General features: G+C 69.4%; 20 protein-coding genes and 2 pseudogenes. 12 read left to right on the top strand and 10 right to left on the bottom strand.

The features are described from left to right. Positions 1-20 precede the first annotated feature (20 nt). A complete protein-coding gene (gene nhaA / locus ACFPZI_RS08695; protein WP_381360636.1) occupies positions 21-1,913 on the bottom strand; it encodes a Na+/H+ antiporter NhaA in 1,893 nt (630 codons plus the stop codon). 266 nt (positions 1,914-2,179) lie between these two features. On the opposite strand from nhaA, the gene ACFPZI_RS08690 reads away from it, so the two are divergent. Next, on the top strand, positions 2,180-2,959 hold the full coding sequence (locus ACFPZI_RS08690) for a DUF5707 domain-containing protein (RefSeq protein WP_381360427.1): 780 nt from the start codon (positions 2,180-2,182) through the stop codon (positions 2,957-2,959). 92 nt (positions 2,960-3,051) lie between these two features. Here ACFPZI_RS08690 and ACFPZI_RS08685 read toward each other — a convergent pair whose 3' ends face one another. Together ACFPZI_RS08685 and ACFPZI_RS08680 are read right to left on the bottom strand one after the other, a co-directional pair. Beyond that, complete coding sequence (locus ACFPZI_RS08685; RefSeq protein WP_381360425.1) at positions 3,052-5,493, bottom strand: HAD-IC family P-type ATPase; 2,442 nt, start codon at positions 5,491-5,493, stop codon at positions 3,052-3,054. Positions 5,494-5,628: 135 nt separating this feature from the next. After that, positions 5,629-5,997 (bottom strand): DUF2530 domain-containing protein, encoded by a 369-nt coding sequence (locus tag ACFPZI_RS08680; protein ID WP_381360633.1) that lies wholly within the window; start codon positions 5,995-5,997, stop codon positions 5,629-5,631. 221 nt (positions 5,998-6,218) lie between these two features. On the opposite strand from ACFPZI_RS08680, the gene ACFPZI_RS08675 reads away from it, so the two are divergent. Next, the gene (locus ACFPZI_RS08675) at positions 6,219-7,670 is read left to right on the top strand and encodes an NCS2 family permease (RefSeq protein WP_381360422.1); all 1,452 of its coding nucleotides are present in this window, start codon (positions 6,219-6,221) and stop codon (positions 7,668-7,670) included. Between the two features lie 46 nt (positions 7,671-7,716). Here ACFPZI_RS08675 and ACFPZI_RS08670 read toward each other — a convergent pair whose 3' ends face one another. Continuing rightward, on the bottom strand, positions 7,717-7,899 hold the full coding sequence (locus ACFPZI_RS08670) for a ribbon-helix-helix protein, CopG family (RefSeq protein WP_381360419.1): 183 nt from the start codon (positions 7,897-7,899) through the stop codon (positions 7,717-7,719). 191 nt (positions 7,900-8,090) lie between these two features. On the opposite strand from ACFPZI_RS08670, the gene ACFPZI_RS08665 reads away from it, so the two are divergent. Together ACFPZI_RS08665 and ACFPZI_RS08660 are read left to right on the top strand one after the other, a co-directional pair. Next, positions 8,091-8,525, top strand: coding sequence for a MarR family winged helix-turn-helix transcriptional regulator (locus tag ACFPZI_RS08665; RefSeq protein ID WP_381360416.1), 435 nt, complete (start codon positions 8,091-8,093; stop codon positions 8,523-8,525). Positions 8,526-8,557: 32 nt separating this feature from the next. Beyond that, complete coding sequence (locus tag ACFPZI_RS08660; protein WP_381360413.1) at positions 8,558-9,931, top strand: MFS transporter; 1,374 nt, start codon at positions 8,558-8,560, stop codon at positions 9,929-9,931. Between the two features lie 33 nt (positions 9,932-9,964). On the opposite strand, the gene ACFPZI_RS08655 is transcribed toward ACFPZI_RS08660, so the two are convergent. Beyond that, entirely contained in the window at positions 9,965-10,552 is a 588-nt protein-coding gene (locus ACFPZI_RS08655) for a Uma2 family endonuclease (protein WP_381360410.1), read from the bottom strand. Between the two features lie 114 nt (positions 10,553-10,666). On the opposite strand from ACFPZI_RS08655, the gene thpR reads away from it, so the two are divergent. Then, a complete protein-coding gene (gene thpR / locus ACFPZI_RS08650; protein WP_381360409.1) occupies positions 10,667-11,239 on the top strand; it encodes an RNA 2',3'-cyclic phosphodiesterase in 573 nt (190 codons plus the stop codon). A gap of 195 nt (positions 11,240-11,434) precedes the next feature. Here the strand turns inward: thpR and ACFPZI_RS08645 are convergent. Then, positions 11,435-11,734 (bottom strand): annotated as a pseudogene (locus ACFPZI_RS08645) (aldo/keto reductase); the annotation flags it as partial. Between the two features lie 75 nt (positions 11,735-11,809). Between ACFPZI_RS08645 and ACFPZI_RS08640 the strand changes: the two are divergent. After that, positions 11,810-13,459, top strand: a complete 1,650-nt coding sequence (locus ACFPZI_RS08640) for a recombinase family protein (RefSeq protein WP_381360406.1) — start codon at positions 11,810-11,812, stop codon at positions 13,457-13,459. Here ACFPZI_RS08640 and ACFPZI_RS08635 read toward each other — a convergent pair. Next, positions 13,390-13,743 (bottom strand): hypothetical protein, encoded by a 354-nt coding sequence (locus tag ACFPZI_RS08635; protein ID WP_465269178.1) that lies wholly within the window; start codon positions 13,741-13,743, stop codon positions 13,390-13,392. The genes ACFPZI_RS08640 and ACFPZI_RS08635 overlap by 70 nt on opposite strands. On the opposite strand from ACFPZI_RS08635, the gene ACFPZI_RS08630 reads away from it, so the two are divergent. Together ACFPZI_RS08630 and ACFPZI_RS08625 are read left to right on the top strand one after the other, a co-directional pair. Further along, positions 13,678-14,103, top strand: coding sequence for a helix-turn-helix domain-containing protein (locus tag ACFPZI_RS08630; protein ID WP_381360400.1), 426 nt, complete (start codon positions 13,678-13,680; stop codon positions 14,101-14,103). The genes ACFPZI_RS08635 and ACFPZI_RS08630 overlap by 66 nt on opposite strands. Before the next feature lie 56 nt (positions 14,104-14,159). Further along, entirely contained in the window at positions 14,160-15,149 is a 990-nt protein-coding gene (locus ACFPZI_RS08625; RefSeq protein WP_381360397.1) for an aldo/keto reductase, read from the top strand. 146 nt (positions 15,150-15,295) lie between these two features. Here ACFPZI_RS08625 and ACFPZI_RS08620 read toward each other — a convergent pair. Further along, positions 15,296-15,448 (bottom strand): annotated as a pseudogene (locus ACFPZI_RS08620) (aldo/keto reductase); the annotation flags it as partial. Between the two features lie 335 nt (positions 15,449-15,783). Between ACFPZI_RS08620 and ACFPZI_RS08615 the strand changes: the two are divergent. Further along, a complete protein-coding gene (locus ACFPZI_RS08615) occupies positions 15,784-16,545 on the top strand; it encodes a hypothetical protein (protein ID WP_381360394.1) in 762 nt (253 codons plus the stop codon). Positions 16,546-16,782: 237 nt separating this feature from the next. On the opposite strand, the gene ACFPZI_RS08610 is transcribed toward ACFPZI_RS08615, so the two are convergent. Continuing rightward, positions 16,783-17,460 carry a GDSL-type esterase/lipase family protein gene (locus ACFPZI_RS08610; RefSeq protein WP_381360630.1) on the bottom strand — a complete coding sequence of 226 codons (678 nt, stop codon included), beginning with the start codon at positions 17,458-17,460 and terminating at the stop codon, positions 16,783-16,785. 88 nt (positions 17,461-17,548) lie between these two features. On the opposite strand from ACFPZI_RS08610, the gene ACFPZI_RS08605 reads away from it, so the two are divergent. Then, the gene (locus ACFPZI_RS08605; protein WP_381360392.1) at positions 17,549-18,580 is read left to right on the top strand and encodes a WD40 repeat domain-containing protein; all 1,032 of its coding nucleotides are present in this window, start codon (positions 17,549-17,551) and stop codon (positions 18,578-18,580) included. Here the strand turns inward: ACFPZI_RS08605 and ACFPZI_RS08600 are convergent. Further along, entirely contained in the window at positions 18,554-19,408 is an 855-nt protein-coding gene (locus ACFPZI_RS08600) for a TetR/AcrR family transcriptional regulator (protein ID WP_381360389.1), read from the bottom strand. The genes ACFPZI_RS08605 and ACFPZI_RS08600 overlap by 27 nt on opposite strands. An 86-nt stretch (positions 19,409-19,494) precedes the next feature. Here ACFPZI_RS08600 and ACFPZI_RS08595 point away from each other — a divergent pair, with 86 nt between their 5' ends. Together ACFPZI_RS08595 and ACFPZI_RS08590 are read left to right on the top strand one after the other, a co-directional pair. Next, the gene (locus ACFPZI_RS08595; RefSeq protein ID WP_381360386.1) at positions 19,495-20,547 is read left to right on the top strand and encodes an ATP-binding cassette domain-containing protein; all 1,053 of its coding nucleotides are present in this window, start codon (positions 19,495-19,497) and stop codon (positions 20,545-20,547) included. Further along, the gene (locus tag ACFPZI_RS08590; protein ID WP_381360383.1) at positions 20,544-21,416 is read left to right on the top strand and encodes an ABC transporter permease; all 873 of its coding nucleotides are present in this window, start codon (positions 20,544-20,546) and stop codon (positions 21,414-21,416) included. Before ACFPZI_RS08595 ends, ACFPZI_RS08590 begins: the two co-directional genes overlap by 4 nt. The last annotated feature ends 175 nt before the right edge of the window (positions 21,417-21,591 follow it).

Below are 21,591 nucleotides of genomic sequence, written 5' to 3'. Positions count from 1 at the left end.
GTCGAAGGCGGACGGTTCGGTTACGCCGAGGGCGCCTGCGAGCCGGACGCCTCCTCGAGCGCCTCGAGCTTGCGGGCGAGCGTCGCCGCGTCGTACGGGCCGGTGTGCCGGCGGTTGCCGACGAAGAACGTCGGCGCGCCGCGGGCACCGCTGGCCTCGGCGCTGGCCGCGTCCGCCCGGACCCGGGCGGCCGTCCTCTCGTCCTCGAGGTCGCGGAGGAACCTCTCGACGTCGAGTCCGAGGTCGGCGGCGTAACCGGCGGTGTCCTCGTACTCGAGCTCGTCCTGGTGCTCGTAGAGCAGGTTGTGCATCTCCCAGAAACGGCCCTGGTAGTCGGCGGCGACGGCCGCCCGCGCGGCGAGTTCGGCGTGCGGGTGCACGTCGGGCAGCGGCAGATGCCGGAAGACGTAGCGGAACCGGTCGCCGAAACGTTGCCGCAGTTCCGCCGTGACGCCGGTGGCGCGGGCGCAGAAGGGACACTCGAAGTCGCCGTACTCCACCAGGGTGAGGGGGGCGTCCGGAGGTCCGAGGATGTGGTCCGTCTCCGGGTCGACCGGGCGGTCCAGGTAGCGGGGCAGGTCCGCGTCCGTCTCGCCGCGCAGGACGGCGGCCAGATGGAACACCAGCCAGCCGATGGCGACGGAGAACACGGCCGCGAGCAGGACACCGACGGTGGCCTCGGCGCGGATGAGCGGGTCCTCGAAGGCGAGCCCGACGATCAGCAGGGAGACGGTGAACCCGATCCCGGACAGGACGCCGCCGCCCAGGACGTGGCCGTGCCCCACCCCGGTCGGGAGCTTCCCGAGGCCGGTCCGGGTGCCGAGCCAGGAGCCGCCCCAGATGCCGAGGAGCTTTCCGATGACGAGACCGACGACCACGGCCCAGGTGACACGTGACGTCAGGGCGTTGGTCAGGACGCCGTTACGCAGGTCGACACCGGCGTTGGCCAGCGCGAACACCGGGACGATGACGTAGCTGGACCACGGGTGGAGGAACGTCTGGAGCCGCTCGTTGACGGAGACGGCCTTCTGGAGCCCCTTGCGTGCCGTCTTGCCGACGCCCGCGAGGGGAGACTGGCGGAAGGCGCGGAAGAGCCGCGCGGCCTGCTCCACCCCTTCGCGCGACGGGCTCGTGGCGGGGATCAGGAGACCGCCGAGCATACCGGCGATGGAGGCGTGCAGGCCGGCCTGGAGGGTGGCGAGCCACATCACGAGGACGACCAGGACGTACGGGGCCGCCTGCCAGACGCCGAAGCGGGTCAGCGCGGACAGGATCACGCCCAGGACGAGCGCGACGATCAGCGCCGGCACGCTGATGCTGCCGGAGTAGACCACGCCGATCACGGTGACGGCCACGATGTCGTCGATGACGGTGATGGCCAGCAGGAAGACGCGCAGCTGCGTGACGAAGCGCGGGCCCACGATGGCGAGCGCGCCCAGCATGAACGCCGTGTCGGTGCCGATGACCACGCCCCAGCCCGTGGCGGCCTCGCCCCCGGGCGCGATCAGCAGGTACAGCAGGATGGGCACGGCCATGCCGCCGATCCCGGCGAGGGCCGGGATCATGATCCGGCTGCGGCTGTTCAGCTCGCCCACGGAGACCTCGTAGCGGACCTCAAGACCGATGACGAAGAAGAACAGGGCCATCAGTCCGTCGTTGACCCAGTGCCCCAGGTCCATCGACAGCTCGGCGTTGCCGAGGGAGAGGGACATGTCGGTGTGCCAGAGGGAGGTGTACGCCTCCGACCAGGGCGAGTTCGCCCAGATCAGGGCCACCGCCACCGCCACCAGGAGCAGACCCGCGCTGCCCGCCTCGGTCGCCATGAAGGTGCGGACCGGGGTGGACAGCTGGGCTCCCAGTTCGCTTCTCCGCGACTGGGACTGAGAGTCCCCGGACTTCTTCGTACGCCACATCATCAGGGGCTCACCGCCCCGGTCCGGCCCCTGGCCGTGGCGGGCCGGTGAGGGAAGAGGAGGGTGGTGCTTCGGTCAGGTCGCTGATCTTGAAAATTTCTACACATGTTTTCCCATTCTCGTACAACCATTCGGTGGAGCCCCGTATCTGATCACGTGAGTCAACAGACTCCATGGTCACTCAGGTCCCGGGTGTGACGACGAGCCGTTGGGTGACGTACCCATAACGTCGACCACCAGGGCCCCTTTCTCCACGTGGAGAACGCATGCGTATTCGCGCCACCGTCGCTGTAATCTCCGGCGCACTGGCCCTGTCCGCCCTTGCCGTCCCGGCCGCGCAGGCCGACGACTCCGCCGGGGACACGAAGATCTCCAACGTGGTGGTCAACGGCGGCAAGGCCGTCGTCGTCAACGCCACGACCGCCAAGAAGGTCACCCTCACCTTCACCGCCACCGACAACTCGGGCATCGCCTGGGCCCATCCCATCCTGTACCGCGGCGCGTCCATCGAGAAGTCCGAGACCGGTGCCCTCGCCGACAGCAGCGACGGCCGTGCCAAGTGCACCAAGGTCGACGCCACCAAGTCGACCTGCAAGGCCACCTTCACCCTGAAGCAGCGGGACAACCTCATCAACTCGGTCGCCGGCACCTGGAAGGTGTGGATCGTCGCCGCGGCCAAGGACGACGACTACATGGAGAAGGAAAACGCCAAGAGCTTCTCCGTGCAGCGCGCCTCGAAGCTGACCGTCAACGCCGCGCCGGAGCCCGTGAAGAAGGGCAAGACGATCACCGTCACCGGCAAGCTGTCGCGGGCCAACTGGGAGACCGGCAAGTACGCCGGCTACACCAGCCAGTCGGTGAAGCTGCAGTTCCGCAAGAAGAGCTCCAGCACCTACACCACCGTCAAGACCATCAAGACCAACTCGACGGGCAACCTGAAGACCACGGTCACGGCCTCCGTCGACGGCTACTACCGGTACTCCTTCGCGGGCACCACGACCACCCCGGCCGTCAACGCCACCGGTGACTTCATCGACGTGAAGTAAGCCACCCCGGGCAACCGGTCACGCGGCCCCACGCCTCTCCAGGCGTGGGGCCGCGTCGGCGTGGGGCCGGTGGCCGCCCGCCGGGCCGAGCGCTAAGCGGGGAACCGGCGGTCGACCCACCTCCACAGAAGCTCCAGGACGGCCGCCGCCGCCACCGCGATGCCGACCGCGACCCACGGCATCGTCAGCCCGACCAGCTTCAGCGCGAAGAACTCCTGGAGCCACGGCACGACCAGCACCAGCAGGAAGCCGGCGCCCATCGTCGCCACCAGAGCGATCCGCCACCACGTGTACGGGCGGGCGATGATCGCCAGCACCCACATCGAGATCAGGAACAGCGTCAGCGTCGCCGCACTCGTCTCCGCGTCCAGCGCGCCCTCACCGCTGTAGTGGTGGCGGGCGAGCAGGTACGTGGCGAAGGTCGCCAGCGCGGCCAGCACGCCGCCCGGGATCGCGTACCGCATGACCCGCCGTACGAAGTTCGGCCGCGCCCGCTCCTTGTTCGGGGCGAGGGCCAGGAAGAACGCCGGGACGCCGATGGTGAGCGTGGACAGCAGCGTCAGATGGCGCGGCAGGAACGGGTACTCCACCTGCGAGCACACCACCAGCACCGCGAGCAGCACCGAGTAGACGGTCTTCACCAGGAACAGCGTCGCGACCCGGGTGATGTTGCCGATCACCCGCCGCCCCTCGGCCACCACCGACGGCAGCGCGGCGAAACTGTTGTTGAGCAGCACGATCTGCGCGACCGCCCGGGTGGCCTCCGAACCGGAGCCCATCGCCACCCCGATGTCGGCGTCCTTCATGGCCAGGACGTCGTTGACCCCGTCGCCGGTCATCGCGACCGTGTGCCCGCGGGACTGGAGCGCGCCCACCATGTCCCGCTTCTGCTGCGGGGTGACCCGCCCGAACACGGTGCCCTCGTCGAGCGCCCCGGCCATCGCCTCCGGCTCGGAGGGCAGCCCGCGCGCGTCGACGACGGTCCCCGTCAGCCCGAGCTTCCCGGCGACCGCGCCGACCGACACCGCGTTGTCGCCGGAGATGACCTTGGCGTCGACGTTCTGGTCGGCGAAGTACGCCAGCGTGTCCGCCGCGTCCGGCCGCAGCCGCTGCTCCAGCACCACCAGCGCGACGGGGCGGACACCGACGGCGACCTCGGGATCGTCCAGGGCCCGGTCGGTACGGGCGAGGAGCAGCACTCGCAGGCCCTGCTCGTTCAGCCGCCCCGTGCGGGCCAGGGCCGGGTCGGCGGCGTCGAGCAGGACGTCGGGCGCGCCGAGCAGCCAGGGGGAGGCGGGGGAGTCGGTCCCGTCGTTCTCGGCGAAGGTGGCACCGCTGTACTTGCGGGCGGAGGAGAAGGGCAGGGCGTCGGCGCGCCGCCAGTCACCGGGGGCGGGGTAGGCCTCGGCGATCGCCTGGAGCGAGGCGTTCGGCCGCGGATCGGAGACGCCGAGGGCACCGAGCACGTTCCGGACGTACGCCTCGCCGGTGCCGGTGCCGGTGCCGGTGCCGGTGTCAGTGCCTGTGCCGGTGTCGAGCAGGTGCAGCTCGGTGACGTCCATGCCGCCCTCGGTGAGGGTGCCGGTCTTGTCGAGGCAGACCGTGTCGACGCGGGCCAGCCCCTCGATGGCGGGCAGCTCCTGCACCAGGCACTGCTTACGGCCCAGCCGGATGACCCCGATCGCGAAGGCCACCGAGGTGAGCAGCACCAGCCCTTCGGGCACCATCGGAACGATCCCGCCGACGGTGCGGGCGATGGAGTTCCTCAGCTCGTTGTTCTTGACGAACAGCTGGCTGATGATCAGCCCGGTCGCGGTCGGGATCATCATCCACGTCACGTACTTGAGGATCGTGGAGATGCCCGAGCGCAGCTCGGAGTGGACCAGCGTGAACCGGGACGCCTCCTCGGCGAGCTGCGCCGCGTACGCCTCGCGCCCCACCCTGGTCGCCTGGAAGGCGCCGCCGCCCGCGACCACGAAGCTTCCGGACATGACCTGGTCCCCCGGCTGCTTGACCACGGGGTCGGCCTCGCCGGTGAGCAGCGACTCGTCGATCTCCAGCGAGTCGGCCTCCGCGCACACCCCGTCGACGACGACCTTGTCACCCGGCCCGATCTCGATCAGGTCGTCCAGCACGATCTGCGAGGTGCCGATCCCGGCGCTCACCCCGTCCCGGCGCACCGTCGGCCGTGCCTCGCCGATCACGGCCAGGGAGTCCAGGGTCTTCTTCGCCCGCCACTCCTGGATGATGCCGATCCCGGTGTTGGCGAGGATCACGAAGCCGAACAGGCTGTCCTGGATGGGCGCGACGCCCAGCATGATCACCCAGAGGATGCCGATGATCGCGTTGAACCGGGTGAAGACGTTCGCGCGGACGATCTCGGTCAACGACCGGCTGCTGCGCACCGGCACGTCGTTGACCTGCCCGAGGGCCACCCGCTCCGCCACCTGGGCGGAGGTCAGGCCGGTCACCGGTGATGTCAGGGAGGCAGGACGCGCGGCGTCGGCCCGCGTGTCCGCGTCGAGAGGGGTCATGCAGATGACGGTACGTGGGCCGGAAGGGCTTCACCGGCCGATGCGCCGAAGATCCGACCTGGGGAGGGGTGGTTGTGGGCCCGTGGTGGTACGGGAGTCGCGGGCGGCCTGCCGACTGCCCGACCGCCCGAGCCGTCAGTCGGCCGAGGGGGCGGGGGAGGCGGGGGAGGAGCCGCGGAGGGTTTCTGCCTCCGGGATCCCGGAGGCCGCTTCCGCGGCGTCCACGGTCTCCAAGGTCTGCGCCGCCTGCGCCGCCTGCGCGGCCTGCGCGCGCTTGAGCGCCGCGTCGCGCCGGCGGACGTACCAGATGCCGATGAAGCCGAGCCCGCCGCCGGCCAGACAGGTCCACAGCCACCAGGTGTGGCCGCGGTCGTCGAACCAGCCGTAGAACGGCAGCTGCACCAGGAAGAGGGCGAACCAGATGATCGTGCCGCCGACGATGGTGGCGACCACGGGGCCCTCAAGGGGCTCCGGCGCCTCGTGCTTGGGGGTCCCCTTGACGATGTCGGAGAGACCCGAGAAGAAAGCGGCCATGTGGACAGCTTACGAGGAACGGAGAGTGTGACGTCCGCCGCGTCCGCGCTGCACCGCCCGCGCTCGTCTACGCGCGGAGATAGCGTGGGCGGCGTTATATGTTCATACTGAATCCGTTTGTCTCTGGCCGCTTCTGTTCGTAGAAAACACCAAAGGGTTTTGGATAGAGCCCGCCGGTGATGAGGTTTCCCATGTCCACGTCGGCCCCCGCCAAGGCTCCGATGCCCGATCAGCCGGGGCCCGCACCCGACTCCGGAGCACTGGACCGCTACTTCAAGATCTCCGAGCGGGGCAGTTCCCTGCCCCGCGAGATCCGTGGCGGATTCGCCACCTTCTTCGCGATGGCCTACATCATCGTGCTGAACCCGATCATCCTGGGCAGCGCGAAGGACCTGTACGGCAACCAGCTCGACAACGGTCAGCTGGTCACCGCGACCGCCCTGACGGCGGCGTTCACCACGCTGCTCATGGGCGTCATCGGCAATGTGCCGATCGCGCTGGCCGCCGGCCTCGGCGTGAACTCGGTCGTCGCGCTCCAGCTCGCCCCGCGCATGTCCTGGCCGGACGCCATGGGCATGGTGGTGCTGGCCGGCTTCGTCGTCATGCTGCTGGTCGCCACCGGTCTGCGTGAGCGCGTGATGAACGCCGTCCCGTACGGCCTGCGCAAGGCCATCGCCATCGGTATCGGCCTGTTCATCATGCTGATCGGCCTCGTCGACTCCGGGTTCATCTCCCGCATCCCGGACGCCGCGAACACCACGGTGCCGCTGCAGCTCGGCAGCGGCGGTCACCTCACCGGCTGGCCGGTTCTCGTCTTCATCCTCGGCGCGCTGCTCACGCTGGCGCTGATCATGCGCAAGGTGCCCGGCGCGATCCTCATCTCGATCATCGCGATGACCGTCCTCGCCATGATCATCAACGCTGTGGCCGACATCCCCTCCTGGGGCCTGACGAACCCGACCTGGCCCGGCAACCCGGTCTCCACCCCCGACTTCGGCCTGATCGGCGAGGTCAGCCTGTTCGGCGGCTTTGAGAAGGTCGGCATACTGACCGGCATCCTGTTCGTCTTCACCGTGCTGCTGTCGTGCTTCTTCGACGCGATGGGCACGATCATGGGCGTCTCCGACGAGGCCAAGCTGACCGACAGCGAGGGCCAGATGCCCGGCATCAACAAGGTCCTGTTCATCGACGGTGTCGCGGTCGCCGCGGGCGGTGCCAGCTCCGCCTCCGCCACCACCGCCTTCGTGGAGTCCACCGCCGGTGTCGGCGAGGGCGCGCGCACCGGCTTCGCCAACGTCGTCACCGGCGCGCTCTTCGCCGTCGCGCTGTTCCTCACGCCCATCGCCACCATGGTCCCGTCGCAGGCGGCGACCCCGGCGCTGCTCGCGGTCGGTTTCCTGATCCTGGCGGGCTCGATCAAGGAGATCGACTGGGCGGACCACACCATCGCCATCCCGGCCTTCGTGACCATGGTGATGATGCCGTTCACCTACTCGATCACCAACGGCATCGGCATGGGCTTCATCACCTTCGTGGTGCTGCGCCTGGCGGCCGGGCGCGGCAAGGAGGTGCCGGTGCCGCTGTACGTGGTGTCGGCGGTCTTCGCCTTCTACTACCTGATGCCGGCGCTGGGCCTGACCTGATCGGACCCGACCCGGCGGGAGAAGCGCTGCGGCTCAGCGCTGCGGCTCAGGTGACGTCGTAGAACTTCTCCGTCTCCTCGACGGCGGTCTGGAACCGCTGGTCGAAGTCATCGCGAATGAGCGTCTGGACGACATAGTCCTGGACGCTCATTCCGCGTTTGGCGGCATGCTCCCGGAGCCGTTCGAGCAGCTCGTGGTTCATGCGCAGGCTGAGTACGTCGGTCCCCATGGACATGAGCGTTGCCGCACATCCCGGCTCGGCGTGCCCGCATCCACGCCGGGATCACCCATATGAGTGACTCGAGTGAGCGATTTGACCGAGCGATTCCGCGCATGAGTGGCCGACGCCATGGTCACCGGTGGGACGTGAGCTCGCTCCGAGTGGTCCTTTAGCGAGAGTAATGAGTTACGCTAAATAACATGCCGGACCTCAGCCAGGGCGACGAAGCCGCCGTGAACGCCCTTCGATCCGCCGTGATGCGCCTGTCCCGTCGGCTCAAGCATCAGCGCGTCGACGAGTCGCTCAGCCCCACCGAGATGTCGGTGCTGGGCACCCTGGCCCGTTGCGGCCAAGCCACCCCGGGCGAGCTCGCCCGCAAGGAGCATGTCCAGCCGCCCTCGATGACCCGCATCGTGGCGCTGCTGGAGGCCAAGGAGCTGGTCCGGCTGGAGCCGCACCCGGACGACCGGCGCCAGAAGGTCGTCACGCAGACCGAACAGGCGGAGGCGATGCTCGAAGAGAGCCGCCGCAAGCGGAACGCCTTCCTCGCCATCCTGACCGAGGGGCTCGACGAGGACGAGTGGGCGAAGCTCCGTGCCGCCGCCCCCGTCCTGGAGAAGCTCGCGCACATCTAGGAAACCCAGCAGCTGTCGCTAGGAGGCGAACCTTGAGTACGGGACCCGGAGCAGACTCCGCCCCCGCACCTGACACCCACGACACCCCGACCGACGCCGAAGCGCCGGACCGAAGCACCCGCAAGTCCGGGATGTTCTCCTCGCTGAGGGTCAGGAACTACCGCCTGTTCTTCATCGGCCAGGTCGTCTCCAACATCGGCACCTGGATGCAGCGCATCGCCCAGGACTGGCTGGTGCTCACCCTCACCGCCTCCTCGGCCGCCGTCGGTATCACCACGGCCCTGCAGTTCCTGCCGATGCTGCTGTTCGGCCTGTACGGCGGCGTCCTCGTCGACCGCCTGCGCAAGCGCCCCACGCTGCTCGTCACCCAGTCGGCGATGGCCCTCACCTCGCTGACGCTCGCCGTCCTCACCCTCACCGGACAGGTCGACGTCTGGCACGTCTACGTCGCCGCCTTCGTCACCGGTCTGGCCACGGTGGTCGACAACCCCGCCCGCCAGTCCTTCGTCGCGGAACTCGTCGGCCCCGGCCAGCTGCAGAACGCGGTCAGCCTGAACTCCGCGAACTTCCAGTCCGCCCGCCTGGTCGGCCCCGCCGTCGCGGGCCTGCTGATCACCGGCGTCGGCACGGGCTGGGCGTTCCTCCTCAACGGCCTGTCCTTCATCGCGCCGCTGGCCGGCCTGCTGATGATGCGGGCCCGCGAACTGCACGCCGTCACGCCGTCCCCGCGCGGCAAGGGGCAGCTGCGGGAGGGGCTGCGCTATGTCGCGGGCCGGCCCGAGCTGGTCTGGCCCATCGTCCTGGTGGGGTTCATCGGCACCTTCGCCTTCAACTTCCCCGTCTACCTCTCGGCCTTCGCCGGCGACGTCTTCCACGGGGGCGCGGGCGTCTACAGCCTGTTCAACACGCTGATGGCGGTCGGCTCCCTGGCCGGCGCCCTGCTCGCCGCCCGGCGCGGCACGGCCCGTCTGCGGCTGCTGATCCTGGCGGCGGTGGCCTTCGGCGGACTGGAGATCGTGGCGGCCGGGGCACCCACCCTGTGGCTGTTCGCCCTGCTCATGATCCCGATCGGCCTGTTCGCCATGACGGTCAACGTCACCACCAACACCAGCATCCAGATGGCCACCGACCCGGCCGTGCGCGGTCGCGTCATGGCCCTGTACATGATGGTCTTCCTCGGCGGCGCGCCCGTCGGCGCCCCGATCGTCGGCTGGATCACCGACACCTACGGTGCCCGGGTGGGCCTGGCGACGGGCGGCGCCGTCGCGGCCCTCGCCGCCGCCGTGATCGGCCTGATCCTGGCCCGCGTCGGCAACCTGCGCCTGACGGTCGGCTGGGACGGCGGGCATCCGCGGATGCGGTTCGTGCCCCGGGAAGGGCAGAAGACGCTGACGTCGGTGGCCTGACCGGGCAAGCTGCCGGGGCGCGCACCCCCGCGGTCAGTCGCGGGGGAACTCGTCGGTCTTGAGGACGAGGCCGACGACCGTCCGGGTCAGGTCGATCTCCTCGCCGAAGCCGAAGGTGACGTCACCGTGGTACGTACCGTCCTTCGGCAGGGTGTGCAGGTGCCACTCGCCGGTGTACGGGTCCACGATCAGGTACACCGGTACGCCGGCGGTGGCGTAGGCGTCCTTCTTCGGGCCGTAGTCGTTGCCGGCGGTTTTCCTGGAGATCACCTCGGCGATGAACTCGACGTCCTCGTGGCGCCGGCGTCCGTTGGCGTCTTCCTCGGCTCCCTCCGCAAGAGCCACCACGTCGGACGCGAACCCATTGAGATGTCCTGGATAGTCCATGCGGACGTCGGACATCAAGCGCGTGCGCGGATACTTGACGCGCAACTGTTCGACGATATTCAGGGTGATGTCCCAGTGGGTGCGGCGCTGCGGCGTCATGAAGATGTGCCCCCCGACGATCTCGGTCTTGTATCCCTCGGGGACGGGCATCTTCTCCAGCCACTCGAACATCATGTCGAGCGTGAGTTCGCCAGTGCTCTCGGCCATCTCGATCCTGTCTGCAAGGACGGTCATCGTGGCGCTCCTCCCCGACTGCGCCCCGGACGAGTGCAGCCGCGCGGTACAACGATACGCACGGTGACCAGGACACGCGCGGACGTACATGCGTTCCCCGGTGAGACTGGACGCATGAGACTCTTCGCCGCCGTACTGCCCCCCGAGGACGTGTCCCGTGAGCTTGCCGTCGAGGTCGAGGCGTTGCGGCGGCTTCCCGGTGCGGACGGCCTGCGCTGGACGGGACCTCCCGGCCGGCACTTCACCGTCGCCTTCTACGGCGAGGTCGACGACGATCTCGTACCCGAGCTGACGGCGCGCCTGGAGCGGGCCGCGGCCCGGACCGAGCCGTTCGGGCTGGCCCTGGACGGTGGCGGCCAGTTCGGGCACGGGAGGACGTTGTGGGCCGGAGCGGACGGCGACCTGCGTACCCTGAGCCTGCTCGCCGAGCGCGCCGAGGCGGCGGGGCGCAAGGCGGGCGTCGGGACGGGGGAGCACCGCCGCTACAAGGCCCACCTGACGCTGGCCCGCAGCGGCACCGCCATCGACACGCAGCCGTACCTGCGGGCGCTGGCCGGGTTCCGCAGCCGCGCCTGGACCGTGGGCGAGTTCGCGCTGGTGCGCAGCAACCTGCCGAGGTCGGGTGTGCCGGGCGAACAGCCCCGTTACGAGGTGGTCGCGCGCTGTCCGCTCGGGGCGGCCGGTTAGGCTCGATGGCGTGGACCCGAAAACCCGGAACCGGATCATGGCCGGTGCGCTCGTACTGATGTTCGTCGTGGTGGCAGTGGCGTCGGCGCTCGGTTAACCGCGACATCACTGCCGGCCTGCTCCGACGCCTGTCGCACCCGGCGCCGGAGCCGACCGTGCCCTACCAGCCCTACCAGGCGAAGGCCTCCGGGGACGGTCCCGGGCCGGGAAGATCTCGTCGAACGAGGTATCGCGGTCGATGTGGTGGAACTGGTACAGGTCGATGTGGTCGGTCCGCAGCCGCTTCAGCGAGGCGTCCACGGCCCGCCGGATGTTCAGGGCGGACAGCTTGTCGTGGTTGGGCCACGCCTCACCGTCGGCGGCCATGTTCCCGTACACCTTGGTGGCGAGCACGACCTTGTCGCGCCGCTCGCCGCCCTTGGCGAACCAGTTGCCGATGATCTCCTCGGTGCGGCCCTTTTTCTCGTCCCAGCCGTACACGTTGGCGGTGTCCAATGATGAATTTCGACGCTGTGACCCTGACTGCATAAGGTGACCATCCGGTTACCGACGGGGAGAGGGTGAACGGGCATGGCGAGAGTTCTGGGCGTGGTTCGTCTGTCGAGGGTGTCGGACGAGACCACATCGCCGGAGCGTCAGCGTCGGTCCATCCAGCGATGGGCCGATCAGGAGGGGCACGTCGTCGTGGGGTGGGTCGAGGACATCGACGTGTCCGGCGGGGTCGAGCCGTGGAAGCGTCCGGAGTTCGGCAAGTGGCTTCCCTCGACTATCGGGAAGGAGGTCAGCGCGATCGAGCACCGGATCGCGGTGGAGGAGTCGCGCGCCGACGCGTACGACATCATCTGCGCGCTGAAGATCGACCGTCTCTCGCGGCGCGTGCTCCACGTGCACACCCTCCTGGAGTGGTGCGAGAAGAACGGCAAGGAGGTCGCGACCGTCGAGGACGGGATCAACCTCAACACGCAGATGGGGAAGCTCCTCTTCAGCCTGATCGCGTCCTTCGCGGAAGGGGAGCTCGAAGCCATCAAGGCGCGGGCCAAGTCCTCGTACAACCACCTGGTGAAGGAGGGGCGCTGGCGCGGCGGCCGCACTCCGTACGGTTACCGCGAGGAGAAGCAGGAGACCGGCGACGGATGGAAGCTCGTCCCTGACGACTACGGGACCGACACGACTGGGACGCTCCGTGAGATCGTCCGCCGTCTCATCGCGGGCGAGTCGGCGAACAGCATCGCGCAGTGGCTCAACGAGGACGTGTCGAAGACCCCGACGTCACTCGACGCTCAGATGATCCGCAGCGGCAAAACCCCGAAGGGAAGCCGCTGGACCGCCGCGAACACGGCCAAGGTCGTGCGCTCCCGCTGCATCCTGGGGCAGATGGAAGTATCCGAGGAGGTGATGATCGACGGGAAGAAGACGACACGACGCCGGGTCGTCCGGGACGCGGACGGTCAGCCGCTCCAGCGTGCGGAGCCTCTGATCACGCACGAGGAGTGGGGGCTGGCCAACAAGAAGCTGGACGAGAACACCAGCAAGCGCAACGGCAACCGCAAGGGTGGGTCGCCCTTGCTCCGGGTCGCGTTCTGCACATGTGGGGAGCCGGCATATCTCGGCCCTGGCCGTAACTGGCCCTACTACCGCTGCGCCTCCCGTACCACGCACAAGCCGTGTCCGACCGGAAGCAAGGGCATCGCGGCGCACACGCTGGAGGACGCCGTGGGAAAGGCGTTCCTCCTCGCTGCCGGGGACGTCGAGATCGTCCGGAAGGTCTTCCGGCCGGGCGTGGACTACACGCGCGACATCGAGGAAGTGAACCGCGCCCTGTCGGACCTGAGGGAGGACCGCGAGGCGGGCCTCTACTCCAGTGAGCTGGGCAAGCAGGAGTACCGGAAGGCGTACAAGCGGTTGGATGCGCGACGTGAACAGCTCATCGCGCAGCCCACGCGCCCGGACACCTGGGAGGAGATCCCGACAGGAGAGACCTACCGGGAACGGTGGAGCACGTTGTCGACCCAGCACGAAAAGGGCAGGGAGCTACGCGCCGCAGGGGTCAAGGCCGTCATCCATGCCGAGCCGATTCCCGGGATGACCGCCGCGCAGCTCATGGCTCCCGATGGCCATGACGGGATGTGGCAACACCCAGTCGGGAGGGTTCAGGTTCTGATCCCGATGGACTTCAAGCAGAGTCTGCGCAACATGGCGGCGGTCCACAGCGAAGGCTGACCGACAACTGCATGTGACGAGGAGGGCCCTGTGGTCGGGGCCCTCCTGCGCGTTCGTAAGTTGCTTGGCAGGTCGCCGCCGTCGCTCCCGACCGCACGAGTCCGAGTCCAGGCCCGAAGGCTTGGGCGTCCACCTGTGAAGAGAGACCGCGCCATCCGTGCACGGTCCACCCCCGCGAAGAAAGGGAGGCACATGTCCCGCCAGCCGCGCAGGGCCTCGTGGTGCACGCCGAGTTCCTCTGCCAGGCGGCGGATCACGGGCTTCGGCTCGGCCGTGCGGTACATCCGCACCGCACGCTCACGCAACTCCAGCGGGTATTTCCTCGGTGCGGGCATCGTGTGGGCTCCTCTCATGAGACCCATCCGACCCTCTGTCACCCTCACCGCATCTCGGGGGAAGCTCAGCTTCAGGTGGTAGGAGCCGTGGCGGAGTTCGAACGCAGCCTCATCAAGGAGCGCACCCGCGCCGGACTCGACGCAGCCAAGGCACAGAGGCGTACCGGCGGACGGCCGTCCGTCGTGAACGAGGACGTGCTGACCGTGGCCCGCGAGAGGAAGGCGAAGGGAGAAAGCGTCAGCGCCATCGCCAAGGCTCTGGGCGTCTCCCGGGCTACGCTGTACCGCCACCTCGGGGACGACTCCTGACGGCGGCACCTGATGCCCTTGCCTGGAGCGGACTCGAAGCAGTTGGCTTGTGGCCCATGAAGTATACGCACCTCGGACGCACCGGACTCAAGGTCAGCCGACTCGTTCTCGGCACGATGAACTTCGGTCCGCAGACAGACGAATCAACCAGCCACGGCATCATGGACGCCGCTCTCGACGCGGGTCTGAACTTCGTAGACACGGCCAACGTCTATGGGTGGGGTGAGAACAAGGGCCGCACCGAGGAGATCATCGGTACTTGGTTCGCCCAGGGTGGCGGGCGGCGCGACAGGACGGTCCTCGCCACCAAGGTGTACGGGAACATGGCGGGCGACGGAGACGTCTGGCCCAACCACGACAAGCTCTCCGCGGTGAACATCCGCCGGGCCGTCGACGCCTCCCTCAAGCGGCTGCGGACGGACTACATCGACATCTACCAGTTCCATCACATCGACCGGTCGACGCCGTTCGAGGAGATCTGGCAGGCGATCGACGTCCTGGTCCAGCAGGGCAAGATCCTCTACGTGGGGTCGTCCAACTTCCCCGGGTACAAGATCGCCCAGGCGAACGAGACCGCCGCCCGGCACGGCCGCATGGGCCTGGTCAGCGAGCAGTGCCTCTACAACCTCGCCGAGCGCCGCGCCGAGATGGAGGTCATCCCGGCCGCGCAGGACTACGGCCTCGGGGTCATCGCCTGGTCGCCGCTGCACGGCGGACTGCTCGGCGGCGTCCTCAAGAAGGAGGCCACACAGGGGCGCCGGGCGAGCGGCCGCGCTGCCGACGCGCTCAAGGACACCAAGACACGCGAGCAGATCCAGGCGTACGAGAACCTCCTCGACAAGCACGGCCTGGAGCCCGGTGAAGCGGCGCTCGCCTGGCTGCTGACCCGCCCCGGCGTCACCGGCCCGATCGTCGGCCCCCGCACGCAGGAGCAGCTGGACTCGGCGCTGCGCGCCCTGGAGCTGGAGCTGAGCGAAGAGCTGCTGACGTCTCTGGACGAGATCTTCCCCGGCCCCGGACCGTCTCCCGAAGCCTTCGCATGGTGAGATAGCAGATCTGTGCGAGGGGCCGTCGCCTTCTGCTTGCCTTCGAAGCGAGTTGGAGGCGGCGGCTTCGTCGTTCCCACTCGGGGTCCGCAGGAACGGTGAGCGTCAGCGATGCACTGCTGTGCAACCTGGCGTCAAAGTTGTCAGTTGACGGTGTCGAAGAGGTTTATCCCGGCGTCCGGCGCCGCGTCCATGATGGCGTGACTGTCGGCCTCGTCGGTCTGCGGACCGAAGTTCATCGTCCCGAGGACGAGCCGGCCGACCTTCAGTCCTGTGCGTCCGAGCTGTGTGTACTCCATGGTTCCCCAGCCAACGGCCTGGAGTGCGCTCCAGTCGAGCGGGAACGGGACCGGCCGTGGGAAAAGCCGCCGGTCGCGACCGTAGGGCCCGCCACCGTGCCGGTCGGGTCGAAGAGGTCGCCGAAGTCCGCCCCCGTCCGACCGGCACAAGGCGGCGCGCCGACGAACTGCCTTCCCCAGGCGAGGTGTTGCTGTGTCGCGGGGGCGTCGCAGCGTCGCTCTCAAGGGAAGACGAGGGTTACCCGGGGCCGATGGGGCGCGTCATGATCAGTGCAGAGCGGGAGACCGGCGGAAACGCTATCGGCGTTCCGCTCCCTCCCCGGAAGGAAACTCCCATGATGAACCGCCACCTGCGCAAGACCCTCGTCGTCACCGCCGCGATCACCGCCGGTCTGCTGATGACGGCGTGCCAGAACGAGGACGTCACGGACACGCCCGCCGAGGGCGTGGAGACGTCGGCCTCCGGGGACGCGCAGGGTGTCAGCGGCTCGTTCAACAACGGGAAGGTCACGTATCTCGCCCCGGGCAAGTACATCGTCTCCGTGCCGGGCAAGGACGACCAGCAGTTCCTGGTCGCCGACGACACCGAGGTCTACGGCGCCGGCACGATATGCGGCGAGGCGGGGGCCAAGGTGGACGCGCCGTGCACGCTGGACCAGCTGGAGGCGGCGGCCAAGAAGGGCGCCGTGAACGCCGACGTGGAGATGAAGGACGGTGCCGCGACCCAGGTCACCGAGCGGCGCGCCGCCGAGGGCGACTCCGGCTCGGGCTCCGGCTCCGGCTCGGGCTCGGGCTCCGGGGAGGCCGCCGGTGAAGGCATCGCAAAGGGCGAGGGCGTCAACGGAACCTGGTTCGGCAACGCCTCCTACCTGGCGCCGGGCAAGTACACGGTCTCCGACATGAAGGGCACCGAGCAGGCGTTCTTCGTCTCTGAGGAGACCGAGATCTGGGGCGCCGGCGACATCTGCGGTGACGCGGAGGGGCAGAGCGCCACCGAGTGCACCGAGGCCGAACTCGAGCAGGCGGCCAAGAAGGGCGTCGGAGCCGAGCTCACCATCAGCAACGGCATCGCGACCAGGATCGCCGAGGACGCCTGAGCCGCGGACCGACCACAGGGCAGGACGTTCCAGGCAGGACGTCCCAGGGCCGAACGCCGCAGGGCAGGGCGCCCTGAAGACGGCCTCCGGAGTCACCCGAAGTCACCCGGAGTCACCCGGATTCATCCCTGATCATCTCTGATCAATCCGGATCCGCCCCGATCCACCTAGAACCGCCCAGGGCAGCTCAGAACCACCGGGAATCTCCCGGTCCTTCCGGCCCCTCGGAGCGAGCCCCTACGCCGAGGTGTAGGGGCCGCCCAGTTCCCAGCCCTGGTACAGCGCCTCCGTGAAGGCTTCGGCGATCTTGTGTTCGCCGTTCGCGTTGGGGTGGGTGCCGTCGTACGTGTCGGTGTGGATGTCGTACGTCGGCGGAAGCGCGGCCAGGAGGACGGGGGAGTCTGGGGTGTCCAGGTCGACGGCCGTCTTCGCCAGGAGGTCGTTGAAGCGGGCGACCTGGGCGGCGAAGCCCGGGTCGACCTCCGCGCGGATGTTGGGTATCACCGGGAGCAGGACCAGACGCACGCGCCGCCGGGCCGCGCGTGCCTCCGCGACGAAGACGCGGACGTTGTCCGCGGTCTGCTCGGGGTTCGTGTAGAAGCCGAGGTCGATCAGGCCCAGGGAGATCAGGAGCACGTCGGCGCGCAGGGTCCGGACGGCCTCGCCGATCAGCGGCACCATGTGGTGCCAGCCCTCGCCCCAGCCGGCCAGGTGCCCGCGCGGGAAGTCCGGGTCGGCGTAGGCGTACGAGGTGGGAGAGTCCGTCTGCTGGTCGTGCAGTGTCTCGCGCGGGCCGACGAGGGTGAAGGGGCCGCCGTACTCCGCGCACAGGTGCTGCCACAGCCGGTAGCGCCAGGTGTGTTCACCCGCGCTCCCGATGGTCATCGAGTCGCCGACGGGCATGAACCTGAGCATCCGGTCATCATCGTCGATCCACCCCGCCACCGCGATGTGAGTCCGACCACCCGCCGTGAACTGCGCGGCGCAGTGGCACTCTTGGGTCATGCGCCGACCCTTCGCCCCGCTCGCCGTGGCCGTCCTGTTCGCAGCTCCGGCTCTCCTCGTGGGCGCGCTCGGCGTGCCGGCCTCGGCCGCCGGCGGCGACGACGCGGGTGCCGGGAACGACTCCTTCACGATCCAGGACCCGCGGATCACCGAGTCCAGCGGGCTCGCCGCCTCCCGGCTCCACCCGGGCGTCTACTGGACCCACAACGACAGCGACGACGGCCCCTACCTCTACGCCGTCGACAGCGCGACCGGCGACACCGTCGCCCGGGTCACCCTCACCGGAATCGGCACCCCCCGGGACGTCGAGGCCATCTCCATCGGGCCGGACGACCGGATCTTCGTCGGGGACATCGGCGACAACCTCGGCGGCACCTGGCCGTACGTGTGGATCTACGAGCTGCCCGAGCCGAAGGAGCTGCGGGACCAGACCGTGCGGGCCACGCAGTACGTCGTGACGTACTCCGACGGGGCCCGCGACGCCGAGTCCCTCGTCGTGCACCCGAAGACCGGGCGCGTCTACCTCATCGACAAGAAGGAGGAGGGCGGCCACCTGTACGAGGGGCCCGCCGAACTCTCCGCCTCGGGCGGCAACGTCTTCCGGCCGATCGCCCCCGTCGACCTGTGGGCCACCGACGCCGCCTTCTCACCCGACGGCCGGCAGCTCGCCGTACGGTCGTACTTCGGCGGCATCCAGTACGCGTGGGACGACGCGACGGACGGAAAGATCGAGCGCAAGGGGCGGCTCAGCGTGCCCCTCGCGGGGCAGGGCGAGTCCGTCAGTTACTCCGCCGACGGCTCCCGGCTGATGTACGGGAGCGAGGGCGAGCAGAGCCCGGTCGAGGCCCGGGAGGTGCCCGGGGGCGAGGGTGGCGGGAAGGGCGGGTCGTCCGCGGACGGCGGCGCGGCCGCCGGGGAGGACGGGGGCGAGGGCGGCCTCGGCGGCGACGGGCTCAAGGTCGGAGTGATCGGCGCGATCGTCGTGGGTGCCGTCCTGCTCGGGCTACGACGGCTGTTCCGGCGGAACTGAGCGGTTCGGCCCGGTTGAACGGTCCGGCCCGGCTGGGGGGGCGGACGACGGGGAGGCTTTCGCGGTGCGGGCGGTCACGAACAGTTCCAGGCCGTCCAGGATGCGTTGCAGTCCGAACTCGAAGTGGTCGAAGTCGGGGCTGAAGGTGTCCTCGGAGAGGGAGGCCAGGACGGGGTAGCGCCCGCTGAGTATGGCCTTCTCCAGGACCGGCTGCTGGGCCTCCCAGAACTCCGCGTCCGTCAGCCCGGAGGTGCGCTCGGCCTCCTGCTGGTAGAGCTGGGTGCGGGCCGCGCCGGCGACGTACCCCTCGATCGTGGTGATCGCCGACAGCAGTTCGGGGTCGGACAGGCCCATCGGCCTGATCCGGGACATCACCTTCTCCAGGCCGTCGAGCGCGCTGGGGCCGAGGATCGGGCGGGACTGGTTGACCTCCAGCAGCCAGGGGTGGCGGCGGTACAGGGCGAGCGTGGAGCGGCCCAGGATCTCCAGCGTCGTGCGCCAGTGGCCGTCACCGAAGCCGTCGGGGTCCTCGGAAGTGCGCTGGACGCGGTCCAGCATCAGATCGAGCAGCTCGGCCTTGCCCGGGACGTAGCGGTACAGGGACATCGTGCCGGTGCCGAGTTCCGCGGCGATCCGGCGCATGGAGAGCGCGCCGAGCCCTTCCCGGTCCGCGAGCTCGACGGCGGCCTCCACGACCCGCTCCAGCGTCAGGTTCGGTTTCGGCCCGCGGCTCGGCCGCCGGCCCGTGCCCCACAGCAGGTCGAGGGTGCGGGTGATGTCACCGCTCCCGCTCGTCTCCCTGTCGCTGGTCTCCCCACCGCTTGTCATGGGGTCAGTCTAGATCCGCGTGAAAAAACTGAGTACGGCGTACGCGTAATCGGGTACGGTGTACTCAGTTACGTGGAAGGGGGACCATGAACGACGGTCATGACAAGGGCGACGGGCCCGGCAGCGGCCATGGCGGATCCGGCGACCACGGCGACTACGCGGTGAGGGCCGAGGGGCTGGACAAGCGGTACGGCGAGAAGCGCGCCCTCGACGGCTTCGATCTCGCCGTCCGCACGGGCACCGTGCACGGCCTGTTGGGACCGAACGGCGCAGGGAAGACCACCGCCGTGCGCATCCTGTCGACACTGGTCCGGCCGGCCGGGGGACGGGCCACGGTGGCCGATCTCGACGTCGGACGGCAGGCGCGCGAGGTGCGGGCGAGGATCGGGCTCACGGGGCAGTACGCGGCGGTGGACGAGGTGCTCACCGGACGGCAGAACCTCGAGATGTTCGGGCGGCTGTTCCACCTGGGCGGGAAGCGGGCCCGGTCGCGAGCCACCGAACTGCTGGAGCGGTTCGACCTGAGCGACGCCGCCGACCAGGGCGTCGGCGACTACAGCGGCGGCATGCGACGGCGCCTGGACCTCGCCGCCTCCATGATCCTCGCGCCGGCCGTGCTCTTCCTGGACGAGCCGACGACGGGGCTCGATCCCCGCAGCCGGAACGAAGTCTGGGACTCGGTCAGGGCGTTGGTCGCGGACGGCACGACCGTGCTGCTGACCACGCAGTATCTGGAGGAGGCCGACAAGCTGGCCTCGCACATCACCGTCATCGACCAGGGCCGGGCCATCGCGGACGACACCCCGGACGGGCTGAAGAACCTCGTCGGCGGCGACCGGATCGAGGTCGTCGTCGCCGAACGGGCCGATGTCGCACGGGCGGTGAAGGTGGTGGCCCGGGTCGCCGACGGCGAACCGGAGTCGGACGAGAGCGAGTTGCGCGTACACGCCCCGGTGACCGACCGGGTGGCCGCGCTGACCGAGGTGGCGCGCACACTCCAGGACGAGGGGGTGCGGGTCGAGGACATCGGGCTGCGCAGGCCGAGCCTCGACGACGTGTTCCTGCGGCTGACCGGGCACCGCACCACCGCACCCGCCACCGATCATGCCGCTCCGGGCGGCAAGGAGGCCGCCGCATGAGCGCCGCCGACCTGGCCACCGGCCGGGGCACCGACCGGGGCACCGACTTCCTCGCTGATCCGGCCACCGAGCCCGCCGAACACGGTCGCGCGTACTGGGCGCTCGCCGACTGCTGGAACATCGTCCGCCGAGGCCTGACCCACTACCGGCGCCAACCCGTCAACATCGCATGGCAGTTGGGCTTCCCGATCCTGTCGGTGCTGCTCTACGGCTATGTCTTCGGCAGCGCGATGACGGTGCCCGGCGGCGGGGACTACAAGGACTTCCTGATGCCCGGGATGTTCGTGATGACGATGGCGTTCGGCTTCATCAACACCGCGACCATCGTGGTGCACGACGCCACCAAAGGCGTGATCGACCGGTTCCGCTCGATGCCGATGGCGCCGTCCGCGGTGGTGGCCGGGCGCGGGGTGACCGATCTGGTCGTCGCCTGCGCCGAGTTGGGGATCCTCGTGCTCACCGCACTGGCCATGGGCTGGCGGCCGGACGGCGGCTGGGGCTTCCTCGCGGCGTTCGGCCTGCTGCTGTGGCTGCGGTTCGCGCTCATCTGGCTCGGGGTCTGGCTCGGGCTCCTGGTGCCCAACCCGGAGGCGGCGGGCGGGCTGTTCGCGGTCGCCTTCCCGCTGACGATGATCTCCAGCATCTTCGTGGCCCCACAGCTCATGCCCGACTGGCTGGGCTGGACAGCCGCCTGGAACCCGATCTCGTCCACGGCCGCGGCCACCCGTGAGCTGTTCGGTACGCCGGTCGGCGGCGGCGACTCCTGGGTCGAGCAGCACGCACTGCTGATGGCGGGGGTGTGGCCACTCGTCCTGACGGCGGTCTTCCTGCCGCTCGCGGTACGGAGGTTCCAGCGGCTCAGCCGATGAGCCGCTGGCGCGACGGGGGCGAGTCTGGGGCGGGTCGAGGGTGGGACGGGTCGAGGGTGGGGCGGACGGCGTTCGGGAAGTGAATGCCGTCCGCCTTCTTGACGTGTCCATGTGACATGGCTTGCATGGAGGGTGCGGGGTAGTGGGAGCGCTCCCACTCGTTCCGGGCCCGCCC

Origin of the sequence: Streptomyces chlorus (assembly GCF_042655885.1) — a bacterium.
Classification (GTDB): domain Bacteria; phylum Actinomycetota; class Actinomycetes; order Streptomycetales; family Streptomycetaceae; genus Streptomyces; species Streptomyces chlorus.
This window is presented reverse-complemented; position numbering and strand designations above follow the sequence as displayed.